Annotated in this window: 10 protein-coding genes; 4 read left to right on the forward strand and 6 right to left on the reverse strand. The window is 67.6% G+C overall.

Annotated elements, in window-relative coordinates; genetic code table 11:
- Positions 1-95: 95 nt before the first annotated feature.
- The 4 genes from CG50_RS12400 to CG50_RS12415 form a co-directional block, all read right to left on the reverse strand.
- Entirely contained in the window at positions 96-1,469 is a 1,374-nt protein-coding gene (locus CG50_RS12400) for an aromatic ring-hydroxylating dioxygenase subunit alpha (RefSeq protein WP_036638888.1), read from the reverse strand.
- Between the two features lie 380 nt (positions 1,470-1,849).
- Positions 1,850-2,980, reverse strand: coding sequence for a GTP cyclohydrolase FolE2 (gene folE2 / locus CG50_RS12405; RefSeq protein WP_081880423.1), 1,131 nt, complete (start codon positions 2,978-2,980; stop codon positions 1,850-1,852).
- 85 nt (positions 2,981-3,065) lie between these two features.
- Positions 3,066-4,244 (reverse strand): aminotransferase class V-fold PLP-dependent enzyme, encoded by a 1,179-nt coding sequence (locus tag CG50_RS12410; RefSeq protein WP_036638889.1) that lies wholly within the window; start codon positions 4,242-4,244, stop codon positions 3,066-3,068.
- A gap of 82 nt (positions 4,245-4,326) precedes the next feature.
- Positions 4,327-4,938 (reverse strand): inner membrane-spanning protein YciB, encoded by a 612-nt coding sequence (locus CG50_RS12415; protein WP_036638890.1) that lies wholly within the window; start codon positions 4,936-4,938, stop codon positions 4,327-4,329.
- 175 nt (positions 4,939-5,113) lie between these two features.
- Between CG50_RS12415 and CG50_RS12420 the strand changes: the two genes are divergently transcribed.
- Entirely contained in the window at positions 5,114-5,707 is a 594-nt protein-coding gene (locus CG50_RS12420; protein ID WP_081880424.1) for an MgtC/SapB family protein, read from the forward strand.
- 130 nt (positions 5,708-5,837) lie between these two features.
- On the opposite strand, the gene ftsY is transcribed toward CG50_RS12420, so the two are convergent.
- Positions 5,838-6,863: a signal recognition particle-docking protein FtsY gene (ftsY, locus tag CG50_RS12425; RefSeq protein WP_036638891.1), complete on the reverse strand. Its 1,026-nt coding sequence runs from the start codon at positions 6,861-6,863 to the stop codon at positions 5,838-5,840.
- A gap of 137 nt (positions 6,864-7,000) precedes the next feature.
- Between ftsY and CG50_RS12430 the strand changes: the two genes are divergently transcribed.
- Entirely contained in the window at positions 7,001-8,149 is a 1,149-nt protein-coding gene (locus tag CG50_RS12430) for an alkane 1-monooxygenase (protein ID WP_245615717.1), read from the forward strand.
- A 1-nt stretch (position 8,150) separates the two neighbouring features.
- Positions 8,151-8,588, forward strand: a complete 438-nt coding sequence (locus tag CG50_RS12435; RefSeq protein ID WP_036638893.1) for a hypothetical protein — start codon at positions 8,151-8,153, stop codon at positions 8,586-8,588.
- Positions 8,589-8,681: 93 nt separating this feature from the next.
- Here the strand turns inward: CG50_RS12435 and xseA are convergent, their stop codons facing one another.
- Positions 8,682-10,205 (reverse strand): exodeoxyribonuclease VII large subunit, encoded by a 1,524-nt coding sequence (gene xseA, locus CG50_RS12440; RefSeq protein WP_036638897.1) that lies wholly within the window; start codon positions 10,203-10,205, stop codon positions 8,682-8,684.
- A 68-nt stretch (positions 10,206-10,273) separates the two neighbouring features.
- Between xseA and purD the strand changes: the two genes are divergently transcribed.
- Positions 10,274-11,536 (forward strand): phosphoribosylamine--glycine ligase, encoded by a 1,263-nt coding sequence (purD, locus tag CG50_RS12445; protein ID WP_036638900.1) that lies wholly within the window; start codon positions 10,274-10,276, stop codon positions 11,534-11,536.
- Positions 11,537-11,809: the final 273 nt, after the last annotated feature.

Raw genomic sequence — 11,809 nt, forward strand, 5'->3', positions numbered from 1 at the left:
GGCGATCTGCGCCCCGGTGCCGGATTCGATGATGTCAGATCTCTTACGCGGCCCGCCCCCGCTGCGTCCAGACCGCAGGCGGGGCGACGCCGGCCTCAGTCGGCGATCACGATATGCGCCGTGCCCTCGGCGATGTCGGCCGGAACCGGCACATCCCAGGGCGCATTGCGGCGCCGGCGCACGTCGACCTCCATCCAGTAGAGCTCCCAGCCGCGCGTCGGCCCGATCCCGTCCATCGTCGCCGGCCCCTGCACCGATTTCGCGGTGCGCTTGTCGAAGACCATGATCGGGGTCTCGCCTTCCCCGACGCGGCGGATCTGTTCCTTCAGCAACCGGCGATAGGCGATGATGCCCTTGTCCGAGGTGCCCAGATGCTCGCGCGTGCGGTCCTGGATCGTCCCCATCGACTCGCAGGCCCACTGGTCGTGGACGTTGATGTCGAAGCCCATGCCGGTATAGGTCTCCTCGGCCTGCTCCTGCGGATCGAAGCCGTATTCGTTGCGCTTGTTGCGGCGCGGGCGGTAGAACATCCCCTCATGCGCGGCCAGACGCTGCGCGCGCATCTTCTCCTTGTCGACGGGCTGGGTGTAGCTGGTGAAGATCGCATACCAGTAGCAATGCTCGTCATCGACCGGAACGTGCCACTGGGTGATGGTCATCTCCTGGCTCATCGGGATCATGATGCCATGCGGAAACACCTGATTGGTCACCCGCACATGGGTGCGCTCCGCGTCGATCTCGCGCAGCGCGATCAGCCGCAACCCGTATTCGGTGCTCTCGATGTTGATCAGCGGCCGGTCGTATTCACGCAGAACCAGCGTCATCGGCAGATCCGCCCCCGCCGTGGCGGAACGGAACTGCTTGCCATAGGCTTCCTTCGGATCCTCGTCATGGAAGAACCGATGCAGGAACGAGGCATGGGCCGGGTCGATCCCCACCTCCAGCGCCTGCAGCCAGTTGCATTCCCACAGCCCCTTGAAAGCGAAGACATGGCTGTCGGGCGCGGCGAAACAATCGAGTTCGGGGAACTCCGGCGCCTCGCCCTCGCCCATCCAGGCCCAGACGATACCGCCCTTCGCCGCGGTCCTGTAGGCCGGCTGGCGGATATGGGCGCAGAGCTTCGATCCGACGGGTTCCGCCGGGGTGTCGACGCAATTGCCCTCGGCATCGAATTTCCAGCCGTGGAAGGCGCAGCGGATGCCGCCTTCCTCGACCCGGCCATAGGCGAGATCCGCGCCCCGGTGCGGACAATCGCGCCGCACCAGCCCGTAGGTCTTGCCGCCCGTCGCATCCGTGCCCGAGACGAACAGCACCAGATCCTCGCCCAGCAACCGCACCGGCACCGCCTTGCGCTCGCCCTCCAGCTCGTCGACCAGTGCCGCCGGCTGCCAGTAGCTGCGCATCAGCTTGCCGCAGGCCGTGCCGGGCCCGACACGGGTGAGCAGGTCGTTCTGTTCCTGGCTGATCATTGGCGAGGTCCTTCTCAAGTGCCGACCGTCGTGCCACACGACACTTTGGTCTATTATCGAACGCTTGGTCTGATAGTGTCGCCACCATGATCATCGGTCAATCGAAAGATCGATCTCAAACCGATGATAAATTGCCCGTTCGCACAGAAAGATCGGCGGCGGATTCATCATTTCCGCAAGTCCGGGCCCATACTCCCGTTCCCCCGCCCCGACGCAAGGAATCGTCCCCCCTGCGAAGGCGACGCTTCGCGAAGCAGGGACCCGCTCCCTTCCATTCATCTTTCCGAAAATATCCCGGGGGTGAATTTGCCTGAAAGGCAAAGAGGGGGCAGCGCCCCCTCTCTTCCCCTCACGTCCCGGACCCGCTCAGCCCGCGTGGATCAGCCCTGATGCACCAGCGAGGCGAACAGCCGCGGGTCGATGCTCTGGCTCGAAAACGTCGGCCCCTCGCTCAGCACCGCCACCGCGTCATGGCTGTGCAGGCTTTCCTGATGGCTTGCCACCACGCGGAAATCGCCGATCCGCGGCTCGGCGAGCAGCCCCTCGGCGAAGGCACGCACGGCATCCTCGACGAAGATCGGGTTGGCCGCGTTCAGCTCGGCGAAGGCCTGCTCGTCCTCGCGCTTGACCATGACCTGGGTCTCGGTCGGCACCGCCTTGCGGGCGATGTCGATCAGATCCTCGAACCACAGCGCGCCCTGCCCCGGCGCCAGCGCGACCGAGATCCGCGCGACGGAACGCTGCGAATGCGGCGTGGCCAGCTGACCGCGCTCGCGCCGGGCGTGTTCCGACAGCTCCAGCGAGCACGGGCAGGTCGAGGAATAGACGTAATCGAGATGGATCGCCTTCAGCCGCTGGCCGTCGGTGTCCGCCATCTCCAGCGCGATATCGTAATACTGCCACCCCGTCAGGCCAGAGCGCAGCGAGCGGATCTCCGTCGGATAGCGGAACCGCATCATCAGCCGCGCATCGAAGGCGCCGAGCTTTTCCTTGTAGCCGTCGATCACCGCGGCCATCACCTCGAAGGAGAACGCGCTTTCCGCATGGGTGTAGAAGGCGCGGATCACCCGCGACATGTTGATGCCCTTCTGCGTCGCCTCGAGGCTCACCGTTCCGGTGACCGAGGTCTCGAGCGGCATGTCCCCGCCCTTGCGCAGCCGGTAGCGGATCGGCAGATGGAAATTCGAGATCCCGACATGCTCGATGCGCGCACGCGCGCCCACGATCAGCGAGGCCGGTCCGTTCTGCAGATCGGGCAGCGTCGCGATATAGCCGGGATCCGCACGGAACTCGGGATCGTAGCGCCGGCTGAGGTCGGGATAATTCGCCAGCTCGTGGCCCGGCAGCAGCCGCGCGATGGCGGGGTCAAGACGGGCGACCTCGGTCGGATCGGCGCTTTCGGCCCAGGCCCGCAGCGTGGCAAGCGCCGCCTTCGCCGCATGAACGTCAGGGGCGGCCTTCGCCGCCTCCATGTCCGGGCTGGCTTCGGGCTTCGGGGGATGAACGGTCATGGCAGTCTCCGTTTCAGGCGCCGGATATGAAACACCCGGCCTCATATGGGCCGGGTGCGGGAAATTTCCAACCCTGTCGCGCAGTTCAGACCGCTTCGAGCGCGCCCAGAATGTCAGCGACCAGATCGTCGCGGTCCTCGATCCCCATCGAGATCCGCACCAGACCGGGCGTGATGCCGATGGTGGCGCGCTCCTCGTCGCTGAGGTTCTTGTGCGTGGTGGTCGCCGGATGGGTGGCGATCGACTTCGCGTCGCCGAGGTTGTTCGAGATCGTCACGATCCGGAGCGCGTCGAGGAAGCGGAACGCCTCCGCCTTCCCGTCCTTCAGATCGAGGCAGATCATCGTGCCGCCCGAGCCCATCTGACGCATCGCCAGATCGTGCTGCGGATGGTCCTCGAGGCCCGGATAGATCGCGCGGGCGAGCTTCGGGTGATGATCGGTCGCGCGCGCCACAGCCTCGGCATTCGCGGCCTGCGCCCGCACCCGCAGATCGAGCGTGGTCAGACCGTTGAGCATGATCCAGGCGTGGAACGGGCTCATCGCGCCGCCGGTGTGCTTGAGATAGGTCTCGAGCGGGCCGCGCACGAACTCCTTGCGCCCGAGCACCACGCCGCCGAGCGCCCGCCCGCCGCCGTCGATGTGCTTCGTCGCCGAATAGACGATCACATCGGCGCCAAGCTCCGCCGCGCGCGAAAAGATCGGCGAGGCGAAGGCGTTGTCGACCACCACCATCGCGCCCACCGAATGCGCGGCCCTGGCCACGGCGGCGATGTCGATGACTTCGAGCCCGGGGTTCGAGACGCTCTCGAACAGGCAGACCTTGGTGTTTTCCTTGACCGCCGCGGCCCAGTTCTCGTTCACCGCGCCGTCGATCAGCGTGATCTCGACGCCGAACTGCGACAGCACCTTGAGTACATGCAGACACGAGCCGAACATCTGCCGCGCCGCGACGATATGATCGCCCGCCTTCACCAGCGCCATCAGCGCGCCATTGACCGCGGCCATGCCCGAGGCGGTGGCGAACGCGTCCTCGGTGCCTTCGATCGCCGACATCCGGTCCTCGAACATCCGCGTCGTCGGGTTGCCGTAGCGGGCATAGATGAATTCGTCCGGCCCCGAGGAGATGAACCGCGCCTCGGCGACCTCGGCCGAGGGATAGGCGAAGCCCTGGGTCAGGAACAGCGCCTCGGCCATCTCGCCATACTGGCTGCGGCGAATGCCTTCGTGGACGAGCTTCGTGCGGGTGTTCCAGTCCTTGACCATCGGGGCCTCCTTGAACCGCCTTGAAAGGGTGCGGATGGCTAACGCCGCAAGCTTCGGGCGTCAACCGGACCGGCGGAGAAGGTTATTCCTCGTTCTTCGGTTTTTCGAGACCGTAGCGCTGGAACAGCGGCCCCTGCGCGATGAAAAATCCGAACATCAGAATCGTCAGACCGAAGGTCTTGAAATTGACCCAGGCCTGATCCGACATGGTGCGCCAGATCGCCTCGTTGGCGATGGCGAGGCCGACGAAGAAGGCGATCAGCCGTTTGGTCAGGATGGTCCAGCCCTCGGGGCGCATCGGCACCATCTCGTCCATCACCAGTTGCAGCCAGGACTTGCCGCGCGCCAGCCCAAGCGCCAGCGCACCGGCGAACAGCAGATAGATCAGCGTCGGCTTCATCTTGAAGAAGCGCTCGTCGTTGAACCACAGCGACAGCCCGCCGAACACCACGACCAGAACCAGCGTGGCGATCTGCATCGCGGCGAGATGCCCGGTCAGCCGCCACAGGATCAGCGTCGCCAGCGCCAGCAGCGGAATGAACAGCGCCGTCGCGATCATGAAGCCGGAATAGCTCGTCGCGCCGATCTGCACATGGGCCTCGCGCAGCCGCGAGAAGGCGATGAAGAACACCACCAGCGGGCCGAGTTCCAGCCCCAGCTTGACCCAGGGATTGATCTTGCGCCGCTCTGCCATTCGCCCGCCCTTCCGTGCCATTCGATCCGCTCAGACATAGCGCACCGCGCGCCTCGCGCCAGCCAAATCTGCGTGTGGCGCCGGCCTGCCGAGGTGCGGGGCCCGCTCATGCACAGGCCCTTTCGCGCGCCGGCCGGCGAGGCTACTGTCACCCGACGTTCAACGGAGCCCCCCGATGACCCCTCTTGCCAATATGTGGTCCGACCTTGCCGCCTCCTTCACCGCGACGCCGCCCTCGGTCGCCGCGCTGCGGATGATCGCGGCACTGATCCTCGGCGGTGCCATCGGTTTCGAGCGCGAATGGCATCACAAGCCGGCCGGGCTGCGCACCCATATGCTGATCGCCATCGCCTCGGCGCTGTTCGCGCTGATCACCTTCGAGCTCGTGGACATCACCCGCGCCGAAGGGCCGGAAAGCGGCGCGCGCTCGGATCTGACGCGGCTGATCAGCTCGGTGACATCGGGGGTGGCATTTCTGGCGGCGGGAACGATCATCATCTCGGGGCAGCGGGTGAAGGGGCTGACCACGGGTGCCGGGATGTGGCTTGCGGGTGCCGTGGGTCTCGCCTGCGGTTGCGGGCGGATCGGGCTCGCCGGCCTCGCCACGCTGCTGACCGTGCTGGTGCTGTGGATCTTTCGCAAGATCGAAGCCCGCGTCGACAAGCTGGAAGAAGAGATCGAGCGCAAGCACCCAGACCCGGATTTCGAGGCGCCGCTGCGCAACGATCCGATCTCGAAGACCCGTCACCGGACCGTATCCGACGAGTGACAGGGATCCGCGGGGAAGAATATTTTCCCGAATTGACCGGCGCGCCCCGAATGCCGCCGAATTCACCTATCGGAATGCGACGATGCGAGGCGGTTCGGCAGGCTTTCCCGCGGCCTCTGCGCCTGACGCTTCAGCCCTCGGCGCCGACCAGCGCGCGGGCGAACTCCTCGGGATCGAAGGGGGCGAGGTCGTCGATCTGCTCGCCCACGCCGATCGCATGGATCGGCAGCCCGAAACGGTCGGCCAGCGCCACCAGCACGCCGCCCTTCGCCGTGCCGTCGAGCTTGGTCATCACCAGACCCGAGACATCGGCGATCTTCGAGAAGATCTCGACCTGGTTGAGCGCGTTCTGCCCGGTCGTGGCATCGAGCACCAGAAGCGTGTTATGCGGCGCCTCGGGATCCTTCTTGCGGATCACCCGCACGATCTTGGCGAGCTCTTCCATCAGATCTTGCCGGTTCTGCAACCGCCCGGCGGTGTCGATCAGCAACAGATCCGCCCCGTCCGCCTCGGCCCGCGTCATCGCGTCGAAGGCGAGCGAGGCCGGGTCCGAGCCCTCGGGCGCGGTCAGCACCGGCACGTCGGCGCGCTCGCCCCAGACCTTCAGCTGTTCGACCGCCGCGGCGCGGAAGGTGTCGCCGGCCGCGATCACCACGGTCTTGCCCGCGGCGCGGAACTGCGAGGCGAGCTTGCCGATGGTCGTGGTCTTGCCAGAGCCGTTGACGCCCACCACCAGCACGACCTGAGGCCGCTTGGGATAGATCGGCATCGGGCGGGCGACGGGCTCCATGATCCGGGCGATTTCAGCGGCCAGCAACGCCTTGATCTCGCTCACCGACAGCCGCTTGCCCATGCGCCCCTCGGCGAGGTTCGCGGTGACGCGCAAGGCGGTGTCCACGCCCATGTCCGACGAGATCAGCAGATCCTCGAGGCTTTCGAGCATCTCGTCATCGAGCACCCGGCGCGGTTCCGCCGCCGGGCCCTGACCGAACAGCCGCCCGATCAGGCCGGGGCGCGCCGGCTCGGGGGCGGAGGCGGGAGCTTCGGGCGTCGCCTCGGGCGCGGCCGGAGCCTCGGCCACGATGGCATCGAGCCCCTCGCCGAGTTTCGACGAAGAGCGCGTCAGACGTGACTTGAGCTTGGCGAAGAAGGACATGGCACACTCCGGGTTTCCTTTCACCTAATGGATGCGCGGCCGCGATGGAAGGCCGGGCACTGGCGCAGCGGCACGAAATCTGTTCAACATGCGCATCGGAACGGCCCCCGAAAGGGCCCGAGACGGAGGCGACACAGATGAGCGAGCAGATCCCGGACGAGACCGAGGCGCCGCTGTTTCGCCGCCTGATGCGGATCGGCCGCGATGTGCCGCAGGTCGACGTTTTCGCCGTGGCGAGTTTCGCGCCGGTGCCGCTTTTGATGATCGGCGCGCTGATGGGCGGGATCTGGCCATGGCTGGCGCTTGGCTGGATCGCCATCGTGATCGCGCTGTTCGACCGGCTGATCGGCCGTGCCTCGCCCGATGCGCCCGAGGGCACGATCTTCGCCGAGGCGGATGCGCTGTCTGCCGCGCTTGCCGTGGCGCATTTCGTGCTGATGCTGCTCGCCGTCGCCTCGGTCGCGGGCGAGACCGGCGTCGGCTGGGGCGGACGCTTCGCGCTGTTCATGGGATTCAGCCTGTTCTTCGGGCAGGTGTCCAATTCGAACGCTCATGAGCTGATCCACCGCGGCGACCGGCGACTGTTCGACCTTGGCAAATGGGTCTACATCACGCTGCTGTTCGGCCATCACGTCTCGGCGCACCGGCTGATCCATCACCGTTTCGTCGCCACGCCCGAGGATCCGAACAGCGCGGTTCTGGGCGAGAGCTTCTACGATTTCGCGCCGCAGGCCTGGACCGGATCGTTCCGGGCCGGCTGGCAAGCCGAGGCGATCCGCGCCCGCGGCCGCCCGAAAGCGGCGAGTTTCAAGGCATGGCTGCGCGCGTTGAACCCGTATTATTCCTACGTCGGCGGCGCGCTGGCCTGCCTTTTGCTGGTGACGGTGCTGTTCGGCTGGCGCGGGCTGATCGCCTATCTGCTGATCTGCGCTTATGCACAGACGCAGATTCTTCTGGCGGATTACGTGCAACACTACGGATTGCGCCGGCGCAGCACCGGCCCGCTGAGCTATGAGCCGGTCACCGCGCGCCACAGCTGGGACGCGCGCGAGCCGCTGTCCTCGCTGTGGATGCTGAATGCGCCGCGACACTCCGACCATCACGCCCATCCGGGCCGGCCTTACCCCGAGCTGCGTCTGGACAACCCGGAGGTGCCGCGGCCCGAGCGGCCGATGCTGCCGCGCTCGCTGCCCGTCATGGCGACGCTCGCACTGTTCCCGCGGCTGTGGCGCAAGGTGATGGATCCGCGCGTGCGCCGGCTCCATGCCGCGACCGGGCAGGACTGAGATGCGCCGGGCCGTCGCACTGATCGTTCTGGCGTTGTTGCCGGTGCTCGCCGCGGCGCAGGCGGTCGCACAGGACACGGGCACCGACCTCGGCGCGCCGCTCGATGCCGCGCAGTTCGATGCCCTGACGCTCGGTCGCACCATCACCTATGCGCAGGACGGCGTTCCCTATGGCACCGAGGCCTATCGCCCCGGCCACAAGGTGATCTGGGCCTTCACCGAGAGCGAATGCCGGGAAGGCGACTGGTTCCAGCGCGGCGAGGACATCTGCTTCGACTATCACGACGATACGCCGCTGCAGTGCTGGCAGTTCCACGACACGCCGTCGGGGCTGGTGGCGCAGTTTCAGGACCCGGAGGGCGGCGTGCAATCGCCTCTGGTCGGACTGAGCGACAGCAAGGACGGCCTCGACTGCCCGGCGCCGGATCTGGGCGTCTAGCTGCGGTGAAGGGAGGGGCTTTGCCCCTCGCGCGTGCCGCGCTCACCCCAGGATATTTTCGGCGAATCGAAAGGGAAAGTGCGGCTCTGGCTCTCAGAACAGATCGCCCTGTTCCGGCGGATCTTCGCGGCGGGTGCGGCGCGGACGGGACGGGGCGTGCGGTTCGGCCGGGGAGGAGCCGGAGGGTGCGACCGTCACGCGGCCGTCGCGGAACTCGATTTCCAGCGCCGGCGCACGGCGGGCGTCATCCGCCGTGGTGACGAGGGTTTCACCCGCGCGCACCACCGCATAGCCGCGGCGCAGCGTCTCGGTATAGCCGAGCGTCTGACGCATCCGGTCGAGACGGTCGAGGCGGTCTTGCAGCAGCGCGAGCCTCGCGGGACCGGCATGGGAGAGCCTTTCGCCAAGCGCATCGAGGCGGAGCCGGTTGTCCTTCGCGGCACGCGTTGCCTCGGCCCGGCGGCGCAGTTGCGCATTGTCGAGCCGCTTGCCGAGATCGCCGACCCGGTCGGAATGCCGCGCGAGAAAGCCCTTCAGCGTGCCGAGCGACAGACCCGCGCCTGCCCTCACCAGCCGCTCGCGGCCGCGCACTGTGACCATGCGCAATGCCGGGTCGAGCCGGTCCGACACCAGATCGAAGCGCTGACGCGCCGGCGCGGTGAGCGCCTCGGGCCGGCCGAGGGCGCGCGACAGATCGCTGAGCCGCTGGCTGCGGTGATCGAGCCGGGCCTGAGCCGCGCGCGCCATGCGCACGCCGGCCTCGCCCAGCCTTGCGGCAAGCTCGGCCCGGACCGGAACCGCGATCTCGGCCGCGGCGGTGGGCGTCGGCGCGCGCCGGTCCGAGGCATGGTCGATCAGCGTGGTGTCGGTCTCGTGACCCACGGCCGAGATCAGCGGGATCCGGCTTTCGGCGGCGGCGCGGACGACGATTTCCTCGTTGAAGCCCCAGAGGTCCTCAAGCGAGCCGCCGCCACGCGCGACGATGATGAGGTCGGGGCGCGGGATCGCGCCGCCCTCGGGCAAAGCATTGAAACCGCGGATGGCGCGGGCGACCTCGGGGGCGCAGGCCTGACCCTGCACCGCCACCGGCCAGATCAGCACCCGGCGCGGGAAGCGCTCGCGCAGCCGGTGAAGGATGTCGCGGATCACCGCGCCGGAGGGCGAGGTGACGACGCCGATCACCTCGGGCAGCCACGGCAAGGGGCGCTTGCGTCCGGCATCGAACAGCCCCTCGGCCGCGAGCGCCTTCCTGCGCGCCTCGAGCATCGCCATCAGCGCGCCGGCGCCGGCGGGTTCGACGGCATCGACGATCAGCTGATATTTCGACTGGCCCGGAAAGGTGGTCAGACGGCCGGTCGCGATGACCTCCATCCCCTCCTCGGGGCGGACCTGCATCCGCGCGACCTGCCCCTTCCAGCTGACCGCGGCGATCACCGCGCCCTGATCCTTGAGATCGAAATACATGTGCCCTGAGGACGGGCGCGACACCCGGCCGACCTCGCCGCGCACGCGCACCCGGCCGAACTCGCCCTCGATCACCCGTTTCACCGCGCCGGAAATCTCCGACACGGTGTATTCATGGGCGTTTCCTTCGGAACTGTCGTCGATAAGGTCCATGCTGCGCCTTGCCTGAATTCGGGCGAGACCTTAGAAGCCCGGAAAGCGAAGGCCAAGGGGGTGCGGCGATGAACATTCTCATTCTGGGCAGCGGTGGGCGCGAACATGCGCTGGCCTGGGCCGTCAAGCAGAACCCGAAATGCGAACGGCTGATCGTCGCGCCGGGCAATGCGGGCATCGGCGCGATCGCCGAACTCGCGGCGATCGACCCCTGCGATGCGGGCGCGGTCCTCGGCTGCGTGCGCAAGAACAAGATCGACTTCGTCATCGTCGGGCCCGAGGCACCGCTTGCCGCTGGTGTCGCCGATGCGCTGCGCGCCGAAGGCGTGCTGACCTTCGGCCCCTCGGCCGAGGCGGCGAAGCTAGAGGCATCGAAGGCCTTCACCAAGGAAATCTGCGACGCCTGCGGCGCCCCCACCGCCGGCTGGGCGCGGTTCTCGGATGCCGAGGCCGCCCGCGATTACGTCCGCGCCAAGGGCGCGCCCATCGTCATCAAGGCCGACGGCCTCGCCGCCGGCAAGGGCGTGATCGTCGCCATGACGCTCGACGAGGCACTGGCGGGCGTAGACGACATCCTCGGCGGTGCCTTCGGCGCAGCCGGGGCCGAGGTGGTGATCGAGGAGTTCATGGCCGGCGAGGAAGCCAGCTTCTTCATCCTCTCGGACGGCTCCGAGGTGCTCCCGGTCGGCACCGCACAGGACCACAAGCGCGTGGGAGACGGCGACACCGGCCCGAACACCGGCGGCATGGGCGCCTATTCGCCCGCCCCCGTCCTCACCCCCGCGATCCAGGAGCAGGTTCTGGCCGAGATCGTCCGCCCCACCGTCGCCGAGATGGCGCGCCGAGGCACGCCGTTCCAGGGGGTGCTTTACGCCGGGCTGATGATCGAGAACGGCCGGGCGCGGCTCGTCGAATACAACGTCCGCTTCGGCGATCCGGAATGCCAGGTGCTGATGATGCGGCTCGGCGCTCAGGCGCTCGATCTGCTGCTCGCCTGCGCCGAGGGGCGCCTTGGCGAGACCCGCGCGCAATGGGCCGACGATCACGCCCTGACCGTGGTCATGGCCGCGAACGGCTATCCGGGCGCCTATGCCAGGGGAACGGTGATCTCGGGCCTCGACACCCTGCCCGAGGACAGCACCCACATGGTGTTCCACGCCGGCACAGCGCTGAAGGACGGCGCGCTGATCGCGACGGGGGGGCGCGTGCTCAACGTCACCGCCCGCGGCGCCACGCTGAAGGAAGCCCAGGCCCGCGCCTATGAGATGATCGACCGCATCGACTGGCCCGGGGGCTTCTGCCGGCGCGATATCGGCTGGCGCGCGCTCTGATCGTTTTCCGCCGACCTCATCCCCGAAAGCCGCGGCCGCCGGACCGCGGCTTTTCCTTTCGATTCGCCGAAAATATCCCGGGGGTGAGGGCCGAAGGCCCGAGGGGGCAGAGCCCCCTTCCTTGCGCCGCCCGCAGGTCCGGCCGCGCCCCACGGCACGCAGTCCCCGGCCGGGGCATCGCCGGGCGGGCATCGCCGCGCGAACTTTCCGACAAAAATAGTTTAAATTCAAACTACCTGATTTAATCCCCCGCCAAGAATTCCGGTCGCATCT

The organism is Paenirhodobacter enshiensis (assembly GCF_000740785.1).
Lineage (GTDB): Bacteria > Pseudomonadota > Alphaproteobacteria > Rhodobacterales > Rhodobacteraceae > Rhodobacter > Rhodobacter enshiensis.

Coding starts and splice junctions, on each gene's coding strand:
- ftsY (WP_036638891.1), bottom strand. CDS start 6,863: ATGTCCTTCTTCGCCAAGCTCAAGTCACGTCTGACGCGCTCTTCGTCG.
- xseA (WP_036638897.1), bottom strand. CDS start 10,205: ATGGACCTTATCGACGACAGTTCCGAAGGAAACGCCCATGAATACACC.
- purD (WP_036638900.1), top strand. CDS start 10,274: ATGAACATTCTCATTCTGGGCAGCGGTGGGCGCGAACATGCGCTGGCC.
- CG50_RS12430 (WP_245615717.1), top strand. CDS start 7,001: ATGAGCGAGCAGATCCCGGACGAGACCGAGGCGCCGCTGTTTCGCCGC.
- CG50_RS12400 (WP_036638888.1), bottom strand. CDS start 1,469: ATGATCAGCCAGGAACAGAACGACCTGCTCACCCGTGTCGGGCCCGGC.
- CG50_RS12415 (WP_036638890.1), bottom strand. CDS start 4,938: ATGGCAGAGCGGCGCAAGATCAATCCCTGGGTCAAGCTGGGGCTGGAA.
- CG50_RS12435 (WP_036638893.1), top strand. CDS start 8,151: ATGCGCCGGGCCGTCGCACTGATCGTTCTGGCGTTGTTGCCGGTGCTC.
- CG50_RS12410 (WP_036638889.1), bottom strand. CDS start 4,244: ATGGTCAAGGACTGGAACACCCGCACGAAGCTCGTCCACGAAGGCATT.
- folE2 (WP_081880423.1), bottom strand. CDS start 2,980: ATGACCGTTCATCCCCCGAAGCCCGAAGCCAGCCCGGACATGGAGGCG.
- CG50_RS12420 (WP_081880424.1), top strand. CDS start 5,114: ATGACCCCTCTTGCCAATATGTGGTCCGACCTTGCCGCCTCCTTCACC.